At 63.2% G+C, this 19,615-nt stretch carries 14 protein-coding genes; 11 read left to right on the top strand and 3 right to left on the bottom strand.

Translation table 11 applies throughout. The features are described from left to right. Nucleotides 1-57 precede the first annotated feature (57 nt). Genes tssC through tssA form a run of 3 tightly spaced genes read right to left on the bottom strand, consistent with a single transcriptional unit; the run spans nucleotide 58 to nucleotide 3,137 of the window. Nucleotides 58-1,554, bottom strand: coding sequence for a type VI secretion system contractile sheath large subunit (gene tssC, locus A7J50_RS28780; RefSeq protein WP_064454748.1), 1,497 nt, complete (start codon nucleotides 1,552-1,554; stop codon nucleotides 58-60). A 2-nt stretch (nucleotides 1,555-1,556) separates the two neighbouring features. Further along, entirely contained in the window at nucleotides 1,557-2,063 is a 507-nt protein-coding gene (gene tssB, locus A7J50_RS28775; protein WP_064454747.1) for a type VI secretion system contractile sheath small subunit, read from the bottom strand. Between the two features lie 54 nt (nucleotides 2,064-2,117). Next, nucleotides 2,118-3,137 (bottom strand): type VI secretion system protein TssA, encoded by a 1,020-nt coding sequence (gene tssA, locus A7J50_RS28770; protein ID WP_064454746.1) that lies wholly within the window; start codon nucleotides 3,135-3,137, stop codon nucleotides 2,118-2,120. 406 nt (nucleotides 3,138-3,543) lie between these two features. Between tssA and tagH the strand changes: the two genes are divergently transcribed. From tagH to A7J50_RS28715, 11 genes are read left to right on the top strand one after another with little or no spacing between them, the layout of a single operon-like run. Continuing rightward, on the top strand, nucleotides 3,544-4,869 hold the full coding sequence (gene tagH, locus A7J50_RS28765) for a type VI secretion system-associated FHA domain protein TagH (protein WP_064454745.1): 1,326 nt from the start codon (nucleotides 3,544-3,546) through the stop codon (nucleotides 4,867-4,869). A 56-nt stretch (nucleotides 4,870-4,925) separates the two neighbouring features. Then, a complete protein-coding gene (tssJ, locus tag A7J50_RS28760) occupies nucleotides 4,926-5,435 on the top strand; it encodes a type VI secretion system lipoprotein TssJ (RefSeq protein WP_064454744.1) in 510 nt (169 codons plus the stop codon). Nucleotides 5,436-5,453: 18 nt separating this feature from the next. Then, nucleotides 5,454-6,788 carry a type VI secretion system baseplate subunit TssK gene (gene tssK / locus A7J50_RS28755; protein WP_064454743.1) on the top strand — a complete coding sequence of 445 codons (1,335 nt, stop codon included), beginning with the start codon at nucleotides 5,454-5,456 and terminating at the stop codon, nucleotides 6,786-6,788. Nucleotides 6,789-6,794: 6 nt separating this feature from the next. After that, a complete protein-coding gene (locus A7J50_RS28750; protein WP_064454742.1) occupies nucleotides 6,795-8,084 on the top strand; it encodes a DotU family type VI secretion system protein in 1,290 nt (429 codons plus the stop codon). Further along, complete coding sequence (tssM, locus tag A7J50_RS28745) at nucleotides 8,081-11,581, top strand: type VI secretion system membrane subunit TssM (protein ID WP_064454741.1); 3,501 nt, start codon at nucleotides 8,081-8,083, stop codon at nucleotides 11,579-11,581. Before A7J50_RS28750 ends, tssM begins: the two co-directional genes overlap by 4 nt. After that, nucleotides 11,578-12,231, top strand: coding sequence for a type VI secretion system-associated protein TagF (tagF, locus tag A7J50_RS28740; protein WP_064454740.1), 654 nt, complete (start codon nucleotides 11,578-11,580; stop codon nucleotides 12,229-12,231). Before tssM ends, tagF begins: the two co-directional genes overlap by 4 nt. Next, on the top strand, nucleotides 12,232-12,951 hold the full coding sequence (locus tag A7J50_RS28735; RefSeq protein ID WP_064454739.1) for a PP2C family protein-serine/threonine phosphatase: 720 nt from the start codon (nucleotides 12,232-12,234) through the stop codon (nucleotides 12,949-12,951). Continuing rightward, on the top strand, nucleotides 12,948-15,950 hold the full coding sequence (locus tag A7J50_RS28730; protein WP_064454738.1) for a serine/threonine-protein kinase: 3,003 nt from the start codon (nucleotides 12,948-12,950) through the stop codon (nucleotides 15,948-15,950). The genes A7J50_RS28735 and A7J50_RS28730 overlap by 4 nt, the downstream gene beginning before the upstream one ends. Then, nucleotides 15,950-16,654, top strand: a complete 705-nt coding sequence (locus A7J50_RS28725) for an ABC transporter ATP-binding protein (RefSeq protein ID WP_064454737.1) — start codon at nucleotides 15,950-15,952, stop codon at nucleotides 16,652-16,654. The genes A7J50_RS28730 and A7J50_RS28725 overlap by 1 nt, the downstream gene beginning before the upstream one ends. Next, nucleotides 16,654-17,838 (top strand): ABC transporter permease, encoded by a 1,185-nt coding sequence (locus tag A7J50_RS28720; RefSeq protein WP_064454736.1) that lies wholly within the window; start codon nucleotides 16,654-16,656, stop codon nucleotides 17,836-17,838. The genes A7J50_RS28725 and A7J50_RS28720 overlap by 1 nt, the downstream gene beginning before the upstream one ends. Next, on the top strand, nucleotides 17,831-19,543 hold the full coding sequence (locus A7J50_RS28715) for a formylglycine-generating enzyme family protein (protein ID WP_064454735.1): 1,713 nt from the start codon (nucleotides 17,831-17,833) through the stop codon (nucleotides 19,541-19,543). Before A7J50_RS28720 ends, A7J50_RS28715 begins: the two co-directional genes overlap by 8 nt. Nucleotides 19,544-19,615 lie beyond the last annotated feature (72 nt).

Raw genomic sequence — 19,615 nt, 5'->3', positions numbered from 1 at the left:
GCGTCGCCTGAATCGCGGGCAAGCCCGGCTCCCACAGTAGAGCGAGTTCGCTTTTACTTATGCGCTTTTCGCCGAAGGCAGTTTCGATACCAGGCGCAGCGACACGGTCAGCCCTTCAAGCTGATAGTGCGGGCGCAGGTAGAACTTCGAGTTGTAGTAACCCGGGTTGCCTTCGACGTCTTCCACGATCACTTCGGCAGCTGCCAACGGGTGCTGGGCCTTGGTGGTTTCGGTGGAGTGCGCCGGGTCGCCGTCGACGTAGTTGAGGATCCAGTCCTGCAACCAGCGCTGCATCTCGTCCTTCTCTTTGAAGGAACCGATCTTGTCGCGCACGATGCACTTCAAGTAGTGAGCGAAACGGCAGGTGGCGAACAGGTACGGCAGGCGCGCGGCCAGGTTGGCGTTGGCGGTGGCGTCCGGGTCATCGTATTCGGCCGGTTTCTGCAACGACTGGGCGCCGATGAAGGCAGCGAAGTCGGTGTTTTTCTTGTGCAGCAGCGGCATGAAGCCGTTCTTCGCCAGTTCCGCTTCGCGGCGGTCGCTGATGGCGATTTCGGTCGGGCACTTCATGTCCACGCCGCCGTCATCGGTCGGGAACGTGTGAGCAGGCAGGTTTTCCACTTCACCGCCGGACTCCACGCCACGGATGCGCGAGCACCAGCCGTAGTGTTTGAACGAACGGTTGATGTTCACCGCCATCGCGTACGCGGCGTTGGCCCAGGTGTACTTGGAGCTGTCCGCACCGTCGGTGTTTTCTTCGAAGGCGAAGGCTTCCACCGGGTCGGTCTTGGCGCCATACGGCAGGCGTGCCAGGAAGCGCGGCATGGTCAGGCCGATGTAGCGCGAGTCTTCCGATTCACGCAGCGAGCGCCAGCCGGCGTATTCCGGGGTGGTGAAGATTTTGGTCAGGTCGCGCGGGTTCGACAGTTCCTGCCAGGAGCCCATGCCCATCACGGTCGGCGAAGCCGCAGCGATGAATGGGGCGTGCATGGCGGCGCAGACTTTCGACAGCTCGCCCAGCAGCTCCACGTCGGGTGGCGACTGGTCGAAGTAGTAGTCGCCCACCAGGCAACCGTAGGGTTCGCCGCCGAACTGGCCGTATTCTTCTTCGTACATCTTCTTGAAGATTGGGCTCTGGTCCCACGCAGTGCCCTTGAATTTCTTCAGGGTCTTGTGCAGGTCCGGCTTGGAGATGTTGAGCACGCGGATCTTCAGCTGCTCATCGCTCTCGGTGTTGTTGACCAGGTAGTGCAGGCCACGCCAGGCGCTTTCCAGTTGCTGGAAATCCTGGTGATGGATGATCTGGTTAACCTGGGCGGTCAGCTTGGCGTCGATGGCGGCGATGATCGATTCAATCGACTTGATCGCGTCATTGGACACCAGGTCCGTCTGCGCCAGAGCCTGTTCGGCCAGGGTGCGCACGGCGGTTTCCACGGCTTCGCGGGCACGTTCGGTCTTGGGTTTGAATTCTTGCAGCAGCAGGTTCGCGAACTCGCTGGCTTCTTCGGTAGCGCCCAGGATCTGGGAGCCTTCGCGGACGGTATTCTCGGTCATGATTACTGGTCCCCTGCCGGCTTAGGCGCGCTTGCAAGGGCCTGCAGCAATGCCGGGTCCTTGATCGCTTTCATGATGATTTCTTCAGCGCCGGTCTTGCCGTCCATGTAGGTCAGCAGGTTGGCGAGCTGGGTGCGGGCTTCGAGCAGCTGTTTGAGCGAGTCGACCTTGCGCGCCACGGCGGCCGGGCTGAAGTCGTCCATGCTTTCGAAGGTGATGTCCAGGCTCAGGTTGCCTTCGCCGGTCAACTCGTTCGGTACATGGAACGCCACGCGCGGCTGCATGGCCTTGAGGCGCGAGTCGAAGTTATCGACGTCCACTTCAAGGAACTTGCGGTCGGCCACAGGTGCGAGCGGTTTGGCAGGCTTGCCGGCGAGGTCGGCCATCACGCCCATCACGAAGGGCAGCTGGACCTTTTTCTCGGCGCCGTAAAGCTCGACGTCGTACTCGATCTGCACTCGAGGCGCACGGTTGCGCGCGATGAATTTCTGAGAACTTTGCTTCGCCACGTTGCTGCTCCTGGTCGCTTGAGCGACGGTGTTGTTACTGCACAGTCGAGCGGCTTACTCGCCGTCCGGGCCGCGCAGGTTTTCAAATTGGGACATGCCGTCGGGAATCAGATTGCGCACGATGGCCGCAAAATCGGCATGCACCAGATTTTTCGCCCGGTTCAACAGCACCGGCAGCGGGCTCGAAGGCTCGTGCCGGGTGTAGTACGCAAGGATCTTGTCGAGGCTGCGCAGCACGTCATCGCGGCTGGCGATGTCACCCGTTGGGCGCGGTGCGGCGGGGGCAGCGGCGTATTCAACCGAGGGGGCATTGTCGTCACTGACGGCCTCGGGCTCGCTGCTGGTATCGCTATTCGGTACGAATTGGTTGAGGACTTGCAGCGCCTGCTTGAGCGGTTGCTTCAACAGGCTGAGGTCCACGCCCTGGGCCGAACCGACCTGGTCGCTAACCTGTTGTTCGATGGCTTCGCAGGCGGCACGCGCAGCGCTCAGGGCGTCGTGGGTGGCCTGCAGTTGTTCCGGGTCGCTGTCGAGGAACGCGGCGTTCAGTTGCTGGGCGCCGAGTTGTTCATCGGGGAAACTCATCAGGCCGCTGGCGTTCAGCGCGGCGCGCAGGCTCACCGGCCCGAACGTGCGTGAGCGCGTGAGGATGCTTTCGCGCAGCAGACGAATGGTCGCGTCGCTGGTCAAGCCCGAGAGGGCGTTGATGCGCACGGTGGGGTCGTTATCGTCGTCGGCATCCAGGCGCGGGTGCAGGTCGGCCCAGTATTCGCGCAGCAGCGCGTTGATCAGCGTGAGGACTTCGGCCAGCCCGGCCGGACCCTGCAGGGCGAGGGAGCTTTGCAGCAGAAAATGGGTGATACGCAGGTCTTTGCTGCGCTGCAACAAGTCGAGGCTTTGCTGCTGGATGCTGCGCCAGTCCGGCGGTTCAGCGGGCAGGATGGAGTCGCCCATGCTGCGCTCGGGTTGGCCCTTGGCGGCACGCTCCAGGTGGAGAAAGTCCGCGTCATATTCCATGTCTTCGCCACACGGCGAAGTCGCGGAAACGGCGGCGAGCAGCAACGGCACATCCACTTGATTCGATCTCCCTATCGGCCCGTTAGATATCGGGCAATTCATGCAATAGTTGCGTAATGAACTTTGCATGGGTTCTTGGTCATATATGCAGCGGTGCCACTAATGTGCCACTACCGATGTTCAAGAAGTTGTGCATTTTTGGTGTAGTAGTTACGCCTTGTCAAGGTAAGCTATTCGCCCTCTGTGACAGATGTGCGGTGTTTAACACCCTGCGCGACTGACGGGTCTAACGGCGCCCCAAGGCAGGATTTTTGTCATAGAGGCCGAGTAAGATCAGCGATCATGCTGACAAAAGCAGGTTTTCAAGGTCGTTTGCACGACCTGGCGGTGATCTCTCGGGAAGACGGGTCCCTTTGGGTAGCCCCTGGATAGACCGCGCGCGATGTATCAGCAAGGAGGCAAGATGTCGCTGTGTTTGACTATCACTAGTTATCACAAAATTACCCCTGGGCAATGCCCTGAAAAGTCCATGAATCAGGGCGTGATGGCTATTGGCCGTAGTTCCGATAATGACTGGGTATTGCCCGACCCAGAGCGCCTTGTCTCTTCGCAGCACTGCGTTATTCAATACAAAGATGGCCGTTACTATTTAACCGATAACAGTACAAACGGCGTGGAGCTGGTTAACGCCGGTATTCGCATGCGCCGGGGTAACAGCGAGCCGTTGCAAGATGGTGAGCTGATCCGCATCGGCGATTACGAAATCCAGGCGCGTATCGACTTCAACGTGCAAGCGGTTGATAGCCAGTTGTTTGCTGGCGATTCGCCGAACAGCTTTGAGGCGCTGATGGGGGCGGTGGTGAGCTCGCCAGCGCCTGCGCCGACGCCGGCAATTGCGCCGCAGTTCCAGGGCGCCTCGTCGATGGACACGCTGCCGGATCTGTTCGACTTCCTCACCCCGACCACCGTACCGCCGCCGACTGTGGCGGACCACGTACCCTGCGAGCAACACGACTTCCGTCCACCGACGCCGGTGGCCGTGCCGGTGGTCGAGAAGCCGGTCGTATCCGGTTCAGTCATTCCCGAAGACTGGGACCTGTTTGGCGACACGCCAGCGCCTGTCGTCACAGCCCCCCAGCCTGTTGCGCCGCCCGAACCGCCACCTGCGCCGATCCTCCCGCCAGCCGCCCCGGACACCCAGCAGCCCGACCTGCTGCAAGCCTTCCTGCGCGGCGCCGGCCTTGACCAACTGCGCCTCGACAAAGCCGACGCCTGCGCGCAAATGGAAAGCATCGGCCGCAGCTACCGGCTGATGGTCGAAGGCCTGATCGACGTCTTGCGTGCCCGTGCCAGCCTCAAGGGCGAGTTCCGCATGCAGCAGACGATGATCCGGCCAGCCGAAAACAATCCGTTGAAATTCGCGCCGAATGCCGACGAAGCCTTACTGCTGCTGCTTCGCCACGGTAACCAAGCGTTTATGGCGCCGGACATCGCCGTGCGCGACAGTTTCGACGACTTGCGCGCCCACCAACTGGCAGTAATGGCCGGTGTGGAAGCGGCGATCAAACACCTGCTCACGCGTTTTGAGCCGGCACAGCTGGAAGAGCGCATGGGCAAGCCCGGCGGGCTGTCGAGCCTTTTTAACGGCTCGCGCCAGGCCCAGTACTGGCAGCAGTTCACCGAGCTTTACAGCAATATTTCCCGCGAGGCCCAGGAAGATTTCCAGGACCTGTTCGGCCGCGAATTCAGCCGGGCCTACGAAGAACACAGCGCACGACAGCGACGCTAAATCGCGCCGCAGTAATGGATAAAACGGATAGCTAAGTACGTCATTGAGGACGCAGGATGATTCCCAGGTTTTTACTCGCAGCAGCCACCGCGTTGCTGCTGACGGCGTGTGCCAAGGATGCCGCCAAACCCCAGGCGGTTGCCGAGGCCGAGGCGGACACCGCCGCCGTCGAGTTGCACTTTCACGCGATTACCGGGCTCAACCCCGGCGCCAACGGCCTGGCAGCGCCGGTGCGGGTGCGCATCTTCGAACTGAAAAACGCCGCCACCTTCAGCCGCTCCGACTACTTCGCGCTGGCTGACCGCGCGCAATCCACCCTCGGCCTGGACCTGTTGGACCAGGACGAAGTGATGGTCCAACCCGGCCAGCAATTGAGCATTCAACGCGACCTCGACCCCTCCACACGCCAAATCGGTTTGCTGGTGGGCTATCGCGAGTTGGACCGCGCGCAATGGCGCACGGTGCTCAACGTGCCGGCTCGCCAGTACACCGAATACCAGATCAGCCTCGATGTGCGCGCCGTGCGCGCCGACGTCGTGGTTCCCCCATCCAGCCCTGCCCAATAAGAAGCAATCGGAGCCCCCATGTCCTGGAACAATCGCGTGGTCTGGTCGGAAGGCATGTTCATTGGAACGCAGCACTTCCAGCAACATGACCGTTATCTGGAAAACCTGATCGACGCCCGCAGTCGTCCGTTATCCGCTGGCGCGTGGGGCTTTTCCGAGTTGCTGATCGACCAAGGCCTGCTGGCGCAGGGCAAGCTGGCGATCGTTTCGGCGCGCGGCCTGTTGCCTGATGGCACGCCGTTCAATATCCCCCAGGACGACCTGGCGCCGAGCCCGCTGAACATCGACGATAACCTGCGCGATGGCCTGGTGTACCTGGCCTTGCCGCTCAAGCGCGCGGGTGCCCGTGACACGGTCGACGAGGGCGAAGACCTTGGCGCCGCACGTTATGTGAGCCAGGTGCGTGAAGTGCGTGACGACAACGCGCCGTTCGAAAACCGCGCGCCGGTGGCCGTGGGTTCCCGTGCCCTGCGCTTGCTGACCGCGCAAGATGGCATCAGCGATTACGCTGCCATCGGCGTGGTACGCATCAAGGAAAAACGCGCTGACCGCGCGCTGGTCCTCGATGACACCTACATTCCGCCGGTTCTGGACGTGGCCGCGAGCAAACCGCTGAGCGCCTTTCGCAGCGAATTACTGGGCCTGCTGCACCAGCGTGGCGAAGCCCTGGCTGGCCGTGTCGTCGCCTCGGGCGCCGGTGGCGCGTCGGAGATTGCCGATTTCATGCTGCTGCAATTGGTCAACCGCGCGCAGCCGCTGCTCCAGCATTTCAGCCAGTTGAGCCCGCTGCACCCGGAACGCTTTTTCAGCGAGCTGGTGAGCCTGGCCGGGGAGTTTTCCACCTTCTCCACCTCGGGCCGTCGCCCCCAGGAATACCCGCAATACCAGCACGACGACCTGTCCCTGAGTTTCGTCCCGGTGATGGCGGCCCTGCGTGAAGCGCTGTCGATGCTGATCGACAGCAAGGCCACGCCCATCCCGATTGTGGAGAAAGCCTACGGCATCCACGTGGCGATGCTTGCTGATAAAACCCTGCTCGACAGCGCCAGTTTCATCCTGGTGGTGCGCGCTGACGTGCCTGGCGAAACCCTGCGCGCGCGCTTCGGCCAGCAGAGCAAGGTTGGTTCGGTGGAACACATCCGCGACATGGTCAACCTGCAACTGCCGGGCATTGGCCTGCTGCCATTGCCGGTGGCGCCACGGCAGATCCCGTACCACGCAGGCAGCACCTATTACGAGTTGGACCGGGGCAGCGAGCACTGGCAGCAACTGAACAACTCCGGCGGTTTTGCCTTCCATATCGCCGGGCAGTTCCCGGGTTTGAACCTGGCCTTCTGGGCGATCCGAGGATAATCCGCGATGCATCCCAATGATGATGACCGCACCCAGTTCATGCCGCGTCCGGGTGGCCGCGCGCCGGAACCTGCGCGCGCAGAGCCGGCACCGCTTTCGATGCCGGCCGCGCCGATCCTGACCGGTAAAAGCCAAGGCCTCAACCCGCTGGAAAGCGCTGCTGGCCCGTTGCTTGCGCTGCTGACACGCCTGCGCAACACCATCGCGCACCCGGCGCCGGCCAGCTTGCGTGCGCAGTTACTGGACTACTTGCGCCAGTTCGAAGAACGCGCCGAAGCCGCCGGTGTGGCGCGCAACGAAGTGCTGTTGGCGCGTTACGCGCTGTGCACCGCGCTCGATGAGGCCGTGCTGAGTACGCCATGGGGCAGCACCAGTGACTGGGGCAAACAGAGCTTGTTGATCACCGTGCACAACGAAGCCTGGGGCGGCGAAAAAGTCTTTCAGTTGCTCGACCACTGCCTGCAAAGCCCGCGCGAGCGCCTGTATTTGCTGGAGCTGTTGTACCTGTGCATGTGCCTGGGTTTCGAGGGCCGCTACCGCGTGATGAACGACGGTCGCAGCCAGTTGGAAGCCTTGCGTGAGCGCACCGCTGCGGCCATTCGCAGCGCCCGTGGCGAGCACGAGCGTGAACTGTCGCCGCATTGGCGCGGCGTGACCGTGGCGCGTGATCGCCTGGCGCAATTCATGCCGCCATGGATCGCCGTGGCCATCGGCCTGGCGCTGCTGTTGGCGTTGCTGTTCGGTTTGCGCATGAAGCTGGCGTCGGATGCCGAGCCGGTGTTCAAGAATATCCATGCCTTGGGCGAGATCCCGGTGCAGGCCATCGACCGTCCCGTGGTGCAACCGAAAGTGATTGAACGGCCACGCCTGGCGGGCTTCCTGGTGGAAGACATCAAGGCGGGCCGCGTGGCCGTGGAAGACAAGGTCGACCGTTCCGTCGTGACGATTCGGGGTGATGAGCTGTTCGCGTCGGCCAGTTCCAGCATTGTCGATGACTACCAGCCGCTGATGCTGCGCATCGCCGATGCCATCCGCAAGGTCAAGGGCCAGGTGCGCGTCACCGGGCACAGCGATAACCGCCCGATTGCCACACTGCGGTTCCCGTCCAACTGGGCGCTGTCCGAGGCGCGCGCCAAGTCGGTGCTGGAGATTCTGGCGGCCAAGACCGGCCAGGCGGATCGCTTCAGCGCCGAAGGCAGAAGCGACACCACGCCGGTGGCCACCAATGCCACTGCCGAAGGCCGTGCCCGCAATCGTCGGGTTGAAATCACCGTATTGGCGGAGGGCGTCGAGTGAAGGCGTTTTTCAGTTTCATGATTCGCTGGGTGATCCCATTGCTGGGCCTGATCGCCCTCAGCCTGATCATCTGGTTTGTCGGGCCGTTGCTCGACGTCCTGGTGCCGGAAGGGCGCCGTTGGGCGCTGATTATCCTGGTGTTTGCCGTGTGGATCGCTTACCGCGTGTTCCGCATTATCCAGGCCCGGCGTCAGGCCGCCGAAGTGATGCGCAGCCTAGCGGCCGAAACACCGGCCGACCCCAACAGCGTCGCCACTGCCGAAGAGTTATCAACCCTGCGTCAGCGCATGGACGAAGCCCTCACGCTGCTGAAAAAGGCCAAGCTCGGCGGTGACGAGCGCCGCAACCTCTACGAGCTGCCGTGGTACGTGATCATCGGCCCGCCGGGTTCGGGCAAGACCACCGCGCTGGTCAATTCCGGCCTGCATTTTCCGCTGGCCGCGCAATTGGGCGCCGGTGCGGTGCGAGGCGTTGGCGGTACGCGCAATTGCGACTGGTGGTTTACCGATCAAGCGGTTTTGCTCGACACCGCTGGCCGCTACACCACGCAGGACAGCAACTCCACGGTGGATAAAGCCGCGTGGCTGGGCTTCCTTGACCTGCTGAAAAAGCAGCGCTCGCGCCGCCCGATCGATGGCGCCTTTATCGCGATCAGCCTGTCCGATTTGCTACTGGGCAGCGACGCCGAGCGCGCCGCGCATGCCGCTGCGATTCGCCTGCGTATCCAGGAGCTGTATACCCAGTTGGGCGTGCGTTTCCCGATCTACCTGATGCTGACCAAGCTCGACCTGGTGCCGGGCTTCATGGAGTTTTTCGACAACCTGAGCAAGGAAGACCGCGCCCAGGTGTGGGGCATGACCTTTGCCCTGGATGACGGCAAGAACAGCGACAGCCCGTTGGCCCATCTGCAAAGCGAATTTGCAGGCCTGGAGCAGCGCCTTAACGAACGCTTGGTGGAACGCTTGCAACAGGAGCGCGACCCGGCGCGGCGCGACCTGATCTACGGCTTCCCGCAGCAGTTCGGTGCGTTGAAGGATTGCCTGCAAAGCTTCCTTGAAGGCGTGTTCAAGCCCAATGCCTATGAAGAGCGCGTATTGCTGCGCGGCGTGTACTTCACCAGCGGCACCCAGGAAGGCAGCCCGATTGATCGCCTGATCGGCGCCATGGCCCAGAGCATGAACCTGGACCGCCAGCACCTGGCGCGCCAGAGTGGTACCGGGCGCAGTTACTTCATCGAAAAACTGTTCACCGCCGTGGCGTTCGCCGAGCGTGGGCTGGTGGGGGTGAACCCGAAGGTCGAGCGGCGGCGCAAGTGGATCGCACGCGGCGTATTAGCCGCTACCGTGGCCTTGGTGGTGGTGGTGAGCAGTTTGTGGTGGGTGAGTTATCGCGCCAATCAGGCCTACATCACCCAAGTCGATCAGAAGGTCGCGCCGCTGGGCCAGACGGTACAGAACCTCAGCCCGGCGCAGCGCGAAGTCCTCGCCGTGCTGCCGTTGCTCAATGCGGTGAAGAACCTCGCGGGTGATTCGCCGAGTTGGTCCGAAGGGCTGGGTCTGTATCAAGGCGACATGCTCGAAGCCGAGTCCGCCAGTGTCTACCGCAAGCTGTTGATCGCCGTATTCGCCCCCCGTCTGGTGACGCGTATCGAAGAACAACTGCACGGCGGTGGCAATTCCGACTTCCTCTATGAAGGCCTGAAGGCTTACCTGATGCTCGCCGACAACGAGCATTACGACCCGGACTTCATCAAGGCCTGGATCGCCCTCGACTGGGACCGTAGCCTGCCGCGTGACCTGCCGGCCGATCAGCGCCAGGCGTTGACCGGGCATTTGCAGGCGCTGTTCGAGCGCCATCCGCCGAGCGCGCGACTCGACCCACGGCTGATCGACGACCTGCGTCGCCAACTGCAACAACTGCCGGTGGCTCAGCGCGTCTATGACCGCGTTAAACGCCAGAAACTGCCCGACGGCATTCCTGACTTCCGTATCAACGAAGCCGCAGGCCGTGATGCCGCGCTGGTGTTCAGCCGTAAAAGTGGCAAGCCGCTGGGCGAGCCGTTGAGTGGGTTTTTCACCGCCAAGGGCTATCGTCAGGCGTTCCTGCTGAGCAGCTTGAATCAGACGGGCACCCTGGCTGAAGAGCAATGGGTGCTGGGCCGCGAACAGGCAGACCAGCAAAACGTGGCGAGCCTCGCCGCCGACGTGCGCCGCCTGTATTTCCAGGATTACCAGCGCCAGTGGGATGCCTTGCTTGCGGATATCGACTTTGTGCCGATCACCAGCGTGGCCCAGGCGGCCGATGTGCTGCGAGTGATTTCCGGCCCGACGTCGCCGCTGAAAAAACTGCTGGTGGCGGTGGCCAAGGAAACTGATCTGCAAGCCGAAGAGCGCCAATTGGCCGCCAAAGGCGTGCCGGTGGAAGGGGGTGTCGACAAGCTCAAGGAGCGCCTCGGCAGCCTGCTCGGCCAGGAGCAACAGACCACCAGCACTGCGCAAGCGGCGGATGATCCGGTGACCGCGCATTTCGCTGAACTCAACAGCATCGTCAGCAAGAATGAAGGCGAACCGGCCGCCATCGACGGCCTGCTCGCGGATATGAACGCGCTGTATGTGCAGGTCAGCGCCATGGTCGGTGCCAGTGGCGATGCCTTGCTCGGCGAGGCGAAGAACCAGGCGGCGGCAGCAGCCACGCGGGTCAGCCTGAATGCCGAGCGCCAGCCGCCGTTGGTGCAGGGCATGGTCAAGTCGGTGGTCAACTCCACCACCAACAGCATGATGGGCGGCGTGCGCAACCAACTGAACGCAGCGTGGGTCAGCGAAGTGGTCAACGTGTACCGCCAGTCCCTGGCCGGTCGTTATCCGATGTCGCCGGGCAGCGCGCGCGACGCCACGCTGGATGACTTTGGCCAGTTTTTTGGTGTGGGCGGGGTGATGGATAACTACTTCCGCAAATACCTGCAGCCTTATGTGGACACGTCTGCGCCGACCTGGCGCTGGCAGCCGGGGGCGGCGCAGAAGCTCGGGATTGCGCCGGGCGTGCTGCAAACCTTCCAGCGTGCGGCGGCCATTCGTGATGCGTTCTTCCGCGCTGGAGGCACCCAACCGATTGTGCGTTTCGAACTCAAGCCGGTGTCGATGGACCCGACGATCACTCAGTTCCTGCTGGATCTGGACGGCCAGCAATTGAGCTACGACCACGGCCCAAGCCGCCCGGTGGCCATGCAATGGCCGAACCCGGGCAGCATTGGCGTGGTGCGTATTTCTATCATGCCGCCGTCGGCCAGCGGCCGTTCGGGCGTGACCCTGGACGGGCCGTGGGCCTGGTTCCGCCTGCTGGAGCAATCGGATCTCACCGCCGGTAACTCGCCGGACCGCTTCAACCTGCGCCTGCGGGTGGACGGGGCGAGTATCGCCTACGAGTTGCGCGCCAACAGCGCCTTCAACCCGTTCAAGAGCCGTGTACTCAGCGGCTTCAGCCTGCCGGAGCGGTTATGACGACGCTGGGTTTCTACGGCAAGTTGGCCAGCCGCGGTGACTTTGTCAGTCGCGCCTTGCCCCAGAGTTTTATCGGCCCGTGGGACAGCTGGCTGGCGGCCGGTTTGCTCGCCAGCCAGAACCGCCTGGGCGGCGACTGGCTCAACGTGTACCTGGTCAGCCCGTTGTGGCGCTTTGTGCTGGCACCGGGTGTGTGCGGGCCGGACGCTGCGGCGGGCGTGGTGATGCCGAGCATTGACCGGGTCGGGCGGTATTTTCCGTTGGCGGTGGTCGCTTTGCTGGATCACGACACCAATCCGGCGTCGCTGGTCGGCGGCCCGGACACCTGGTTCGAACAGGCTGAAGAGCTGTTGCTCAGCACTCTGGATACTGGCGCGACCTTTGAAGGCTTCAACGACGACCTCGACAAACTCGGCATTCCGGCAAGTGAGCCGCGCGCTGTGGACAGCCGCTTTGCAGGCCTGCAACGGGTTGCCGCCACCGTGCCCCACAGCCGAATGACCGCGCTCGCCGAACAGGCCTGCGAAGGCGCCAGCCTGTGGTGGGGCCGTGGCTCCCAACGTATTTCCCCTGGTTTATTGCGGTGTCAGGGTTTGCCTGCCGCCGGCGATTTTGCGCAGTTTTTGCTCGGACAAGAAGGTGTGGTGTAGATGGGGTCGACGTTCAAATCCGCGAGCAAAAGCCATGTGGGCATGGTGCGCCAGGTCAATGAAGACGCGTGCCTGGACCTGTCGGAAAACCGCCTGTGGGTGGTGGCTGATGGCATGGGCGGGCATGCGGCCGGGGACTACGTCAGCAGCCTGATCGTCGACAGCCTGCGCAGTGTGCCGGTGGGTCGCTCTTTGGATGAGTATTCGGCGGCCTTGCGCAATGACCTGATCCGCATCAACGCGACCGTGCGTGAAGAAACCGCCAACCGTGGCGTGACCATGATGGGCAGCACCGTCGTTGTATTGGCGGCGCGCGGCCTGCGTGGCGTGTGTTTGTGGGCCGGTGACAGTCGCCTGTACCGCCTGCGCGATGGCGTGCTCGAAGGCATCTCCCGCGACCACAGCTACGTGCAAGACCTGCAAGACAGCGGCCTGCTCAGCGAGGCTGATGCCCGCGTTCACCCGCGCGCCAATATCGTCACCCGCGCGGTTGGTGTGGAGGCGCAGCTGGAGTTGGCAGTGGTCGACTTGCTGATCGCCCCCGGTGACAGCTACCTGCTGTGCAGCGATGGCCTGAACAAGACCGTCGAAGACCATGAAATCCGCGAGGTGCTCAGCCATGACGCACCGGATGAAATCGTACGCAGCCTGGTGCACCTGGGACTTAACCGCGGCGCGCCGGACAACATCACCGCTATCGTCGTGAAGGTCTCGCCATGAACATTGTGATTGCGGGTTACGACATCGAAGGCGAGATTGGCGAAGGTGCCATGGCCAGTGTGTACCTGGCGACCCAGCGCTCGCTGGAGCGCAAGGTGGCGTTGAAGGTGATGGCGGCGGCGCTGGCGGCTGACCCAAGTTTTTGCGAGCGTTTCCTGCGCGAGGGCAAGACCCTGGCGCGCCTGTCCCACCCGCACACGGTGACCATCCATGACATCGGCAATGTCGGTGAGCTGTATTACATGGCCATGGAGTACCTGCCCAACGGCACGCTCAAGGAGCGCATCGCCGCCGGGCTGACACCGGAGCAGGGCGTGACCCTGATCCGCCAGATCGCCTCCGCACTGGGCTATGCGCATGCCCAGGGCCTGGTGCACCGCGACGTCAAGCCGGCGAACATTCTGTTCCGCGCCGACGGCACCGCCGTGTTGTCGGACTTCGGTATCGCCAAGTCGCTGGACGACCGCACCCAGTTCACCCAGGCTGGATTTGCCGTGGGCACGCCGAGCTACATGAGTCCGGAACAGGCGCGGGGCCAGGAGATTGATGGCCGCGCTGACCTGTACGCGCTGGGCGTGGTGCTCTATGAAATTCTTGTCGGCAAGTTGCCCTACACCGGCACCGATGCGCTCTCCACCGCGCTGGCTCACCTGACCGAGCCGCTGCCGGAGTTGCCGGTGCACCACGGCCGTTATCAGGATGTGCTGCGTAAGCTGTTGGCCAAGGACCCGGCCGAGCGGTTCCCGGATGCGGCGGCGTTGTTGCGGGCCCTGGATCAACTGCCGGCGGACTCGCCTGAAGCGACGCTGGTGCGGCCGCTGCCGATACCGCTGAGTTTTGATCTGGCGGGCATGACGCCGGTATCCATCGAAATTCCGACTGAAAAGCCTCAGCCGCAACCGATTCGCCAGCCGGTGGTGACGCCGACGCAGCACAACGCCGTGTCCGAACAGCGTCGTGGGCCGGTGCTGGCGTTGGCGGCAGTCGCGGTGGCCGTTGCGCTGGCGATAGGCGGTGCCAGTTACTGGTGGCTGAGCAGCGATGATACGCCTGCGGCACCGCCCGCCGCCGTAGTCCCGAAAACACCGGCGACGCCGACGCCGCCACCTGCGCCAGTAAAACCGGCCGTGGCGGATGTGGATGGCGGTCAGCGGCCTTTGCTGATGGCCGGTAAAAAGACCTTGTTTCAGCGTGTGCTCAGCAAGCCGGGCGCCAAGCTGTCCCATGACGCCGGTGGTGCAGCCGGCGAAGCGCTGCCGGCGTTTTCCGTGCTCTACGTTTACCAGCGCAAAGACGTCGATGGCAGCCCATGGGTGCGTGTCGGTGCCGCCACCGATGGGCGCAGCGATGGTTGGTTGCCGGCTTCCCAGGTCAGCGACTGGAAGCAAAGCCTGGTGCTTAAATTCACCGAGCGCTCGGGCCGGGCGCCAGTGATGTTCCTGCGCCAATCCTCGGAGGTGGAAAAGCTCCTGGCTGATCCCGCTGCCGCCAAGACCGTATTGGCCAAGGCGCAGAAAAACAGCGAAGACAATCAACAAGTGCTGGCGCTTGAGCCGACGGCCAGCGCGGTCCCGCAAAACCAGTTTTACCTGTTGCCGATCTTCGACGCCAAAGAGAGCTTCGATGAAAACGGCCAGCCGGTGCAGTTGCTTAACGTGGCGTCCATCGACCCCGGGAGCGCTGCCGCGGCCAAACCGGCCGCCCGTGTGATCAGCACCAACGCCGATGCGTTCCGCACCGCCGTGGTGTTGGTGGTCGACACCACCGTGTCGATGCAGCCGTATATCGACCAAGTCCGCGACGTCGTACACGAGCTGCAAACGCGCATTGCCGAGCGCGGCGAGTTGGACAGCGTCAGCTTCGGCCTGGTGGGTTTCCGCAACAGCATCAAGAAAACCCCGGGCCTGGAATACGTGGCCAAGACCCTGATCACCCTCGACCAGGGGCGCGATCCGCAACGCTTCCTCGACATGGCGCGCCAGGTCAAGGCGTCCACCGTTTCCAGCCACTCCTTCAACGAGGATGCGTTTGCCGGGGTCATGCAGGCGGTGGATGACATGGATTGGTCCGGCTACGGCGGGCGCATTATCCTGCTGGTCACCGACGCCGGCGCGCTGCGCAAAAACGACCCGTTTGCCGCCACCCAAATGAACGAAGCCGAAGTGCGCCAGGCGGCACTGGGCAAGCAGATCAAGATCTACGCCCTGCACCTGCGCACCGACGCCGGCAAGAAAACCCATGCCGGTGCGGAAAGCCAATATCGCGTGCTCACCGCCGATGCCAACCCGCAGATCGGCGACCTCTATACGCCGGTGCCGGGCGGTGATGTACGCAAGCTGGGTGAGCGTGTCGATGAGATCGGCAGCGTGTTTGCCAACCTCGTTCATCAAGTGCGCAGCAATACGCCGCAACCGGTGCCACTGCTGAGTTCCGCGCCGAGCCTGGCCGATAAGTCCGCCGCTGTCGGCTACGCCATGCACATGGATTTTCTCGGCCGCAAAACCGCGAGCCAGGCCCCGCAATTGGTCAGCGCCTGGACCGCCGACCGTGACCTGACGAACCCGGCGCTGCCGGCGTTCCAGGTGTGCGTGATGCTGACCAAGTTGCAGCTCAATGACCTGCAGCAGTCGTTGAAGCTGATCGTCGATGCCGCGCGCAAAACCCAAACTTCGCCCAAAGACTTCTTCCAGGAAATCGCCAGCGCCTCGGCCTATATGAGCCGCGATCCGCAAGCCCTGCGCAAGGGCGGCAACCTGGCCGATGGCGGCCTTCTCGGTGAATACCTGGAAGGCCTGCCGTACCGCAGCAAGTCGCTGAACATGACGCAGGACTTGTGGTTGTCGTTGAGCGTCGCCGAGCAGGAAGACTTTATTGACGAGCTGGATTCGAAAATCCGTCTCTACGAAACCTTCCACAATGACGTGGCCAATTGGGTCCGTTTCGGCGATGCCGAACCGGGCGATGCGTTGTACCGCGTGCCGTTGTCGACGCTGCCGTGATGTTGAATGTGAGCGCGGTGCACAAGACCCGGGGCCTCGGTAGCCAGCGCTATAGCCTGGTGATTCCGGCGCTGACGCTGGGTGCCGGTGAGCAACTGGCAATTGTCGGGCCGAGTGGCTGTGGCAAAAGCACGTTGCTGGATCTGTTGGCGCTGGTGTTGGCGCCGGATCAGGTTGGCCGGTTTGCCTTCAACCAGGTCGACATTGGCGGCCTGTGGCGTGCCGATCAGCAATCCGCGTTGGCCGAGTTACGCAGCCGGCACCTGGGCTATGTGCTGCAAACCGGTGGACTGCTGGGGTTTCTCGATGTGCGCGGCAATATCGCCCTGTCCCGGCAACTGTTGGGGTTGAAGGACGACGGCAGCGTGGCGCGACTGGCCGAGCAACTGGAAATCAGCGATCAGTTGGCCAAAAAACCGGCCGCGCTGTCGGTGGGCCAACGCCAGCGCGTCAGCTGCGCCCGAGCCCTGGCCCATGCGCCGCAACTGGTGCTGGCGGATGAGCCGACGGCGTCCCTGGACCCGCTTAACGCTGAGCGTGTCATGCAGGCGTTGCTGGCGCAGGCCCTCGAACACCGTGCGGCCTGCGTGATCGCCACGCATGACGAACCCCTGGCCCGTGCCAGCGGCTTGCCGGTGCGGCGCATCACTTGCCGTCGTGACACTGACGGCGGCGTCACCGCTACCCTCGGGGAGGCGTGCTGATGCGCAGTGGTCTGGTTGCCTCACTGGCCTGGCAGGATTACCGCAACGATGCCTGGCTGTCCGCCTGTTCGGTGCTGGCGCTGGTGGCAGTCATGGTGCCGTTGCTGGTGTTATTCGGCCTGAAATTTGGACTGGTTAGCAGTTTGACCGAACGTTTGGAGACCGATCCCGCTACCCGTGAAATCATTCCGTTGGGCGGTGGTCGATTCAGCAGCGGGTTTATCGAGCAGCTCGGCCTGCGCAGCGATGTCGGGTTTGCCGTGCCGCGTACCCGGCAGATTGCGGCGACCGCGCAGGTGGGCACACTCACCTTGGAAATGCTGCCGACGGCGCCGGGCGATCCCTTGCTGGCGGGTTTGCCGATGCCTCGGGGCCTGGACCAGATTGTGCTGAGCCACACCGCCGCTGAAAAGCTCGCGGCGCGGCCTGGCGATTGGCTGGAGACCAGTTTTGCGCGGCAAGTGGCGGGGCGCGTCGAAGCCCAGCGCACACGGTTGCAGGTGCAGGCGGTATTGCCGCTGGAAGACTTTGCCCGCGATGGTTTGTTCGCTGATTTGGGCCTGCTGGAAGCGGCCGAAGATTACCGCGACGGTCGAGCGGTGCCCGCATTGGGTTGGGAAGGTGACGCGGTCGGTGTGAGTGAGCAGCGTGTGTACCCGGCGTTTCGCCTGTACGCACGCACCCTCACCGATGTAGAGCCGTTGCGAGTGTATTTCGCCGGGCAGAATCTGTTGGTCTCGACTCAGGCGCAAACCATCGCCCAAGTGCAGTCGTTGAGCCGCAACCTGTCGATCGTGTTCTGGATTATCGCCGGGCTGGCCTTGGCTGGCGCGTTTGCGGCGATCTTTGCCGGGGCGTTGGCCGCCGTGGCGCGCAAGCGCCGGGAGTTATCCGTGTTGCGCCTGCTGGGGTTTTCCACCGGCGCACTGTTGCTGTTTGTGGTGATGCAGGCGCTCTACAGCGCAAGTTTCGCCGCCGGGCTGAGTGCCGGGCTCTATGGCTTGGCCGAGATGGGTTTGAATCAATTATTTGTGCAGGTGCCGGGCGAATACGCCAGTCACCTGCTGGCGCGTCACTACGGCCTGGCCCTGGTTGCAATCCTTGGCGTCAGCGCCGTGGCGGCGGCCTGTGGTGGTTGGCGAGTGGCGCGTATCCAGGCTTCTGAAGGAATCAGAGATGTATAAGTTACTGGGCGCCTGTGTGGCGCTGAGCTTGGCGTCGATGGCGTGGGCCGATGAGGCCAGCGACAAACTCGACAACCCCAAACCGCTGCCGGACGACGTCAGCCTGCCGCTGCCCTGCGAAGGCAACATGGTGTTCCGCTATGCCTACGTGCTGGCCCAGGGCACCTTGGATGACCGTGAGATCAGCCTCGGCTACCCCTTCGCCGAAGGTGAGGCGGGCTATCAGCAGTCGTTTATTTCCGGCTACCGCCGCGACTTCATCAACGGCCAGTTCACCCTCAAGGATTTGCCCAAAGACTGGAACAAAGTCATCGCGCCCTTGATGCCGAAGACCGACGCGAAAACCCCGCTCAAGCCGATGCTGTACTTCATCGGCAAGTACGAAGTGAGCGCACGCCAGTACGCCCAGGTGATGTCCCAGGCGCAGTCGTTGGCCAGCGGCGAGCCGGCCCCGGCCTGCGATTTGCCCACCGGCATGGCCGCGCGTTTGCCCAAGGTGAAACTGTCGCGCTTTGAAGCCGAGCGCTTCTCGGCGGTGTACAGCGCCTGGCTGATGAAATACCACCGTGACTTGCTGCCGGTCAGCGGCCGCGGCTCCTCGGCGGAAGACGGTGGCCTGGGCTTTGTGCGCCTGCCCACCGAAGTGGAATGGGAATACGCCGCGCGCGGTGGCCAGGCAGTGAGCCGCCAGGACCTGGAAGGGCGCCTGTTCCCACGGCGCGTCGAAGGCAGCGAAAGCGATGGCCCGCTGGCGGATTACGCGGTATTCAACCAGGTTGCCGGCGGCACTGGCCAGGCCGCGCGCCTGATGCCCATCGGCACCAAACTGCCCAACCCGATCGGCATGTTCGACGTGATCGGCAATGCGGCGGAAATGGTCCAGGAATCCTTCCAGCTGGTGCATGCCGGGCGTCGCCAGGGCACCTACGGCGGCTTTGTGGTCAAGGGCGGCAATTACCTGGAAGGCGAGGGCACGCTGTTCACCGGCATGCGCCGCGAGTATCCGCTGTTCGCCGCTGACGGCACCGAGCAAAGCAACGAGACCACCGGTTTTCGCGTGGCGGTGGGGGCGTTGTCGGCGCCGCGCTCGCGTTACAAGGAGCTGTTCGCTCAGTGGCAAAAAGAGGGCCGCCTGGCCTCGTTGACCGACGCGATTGACGACGCCCAGGACCCGACCAAGCGCCTGGACAGCATTATCTCGGCCAGCGTCGATCCCAAGCTGCAAGCCGAACTGGGGCTGGTCAACGAAGAGCTCAAGCGCAACGTCTCGCTGATCGCCCAGCAACGCGAAGAGGCGGCGGGCAACCTGATCCAGTCGGCCGCGTTGGTGGCCGAGACCATCAGCAACTACAACATTCGCCTGACCAACCTGCAGAAGAGTCGCCAGCAGGCCTTGGACAACAAGGACACGGCCAGCGCCCAGCTGTTTGCCACGGCCATCGACAATGGGCGCAGCGCGCTTGATGGCGCGGTGGCGATCTACATCGACAACCTGGCCACCGGCACGCGCTACACCGATGCGGTTATCCAGGCGCAGTTTCAACGTATCAAGGAAGAGTTGGATCGCAAGCCAGTGCTCGGTAAAAGCCTGGTGACGCGCGCGACACTGTTCGTTCGCCATGTCGGCAACTACCGCAAGCAACAGCGGGCCGACCCGGCAACGATATTGAAGGAATTGCTCGCAGCGAGCGGTCAGCGGTCTTGACCGCTGGTTGTATGGCGAGCTTGGAAGGGACTCAGGCGGCGGTGGGCCGTGCTGGGCAAGTCAAACTTAAAA

The sequence above is a fragment of the Pseudomonas antarctica genome, from assembly GCF_001647715.1.
Taxonomy (GTDB): Bacteria; Pseudomonadota; Gammaproteobacteria; order Pseudomonadales; family Pseudomonadaceae; genus Aquipseudomonas; species Aquipseudomonas antarctica_A.
The sequence above is the reverse complement of the archived record's forward strand: the minus strand, read 5'-3'. Positions and strand labels throughout refer to the sequence as shown.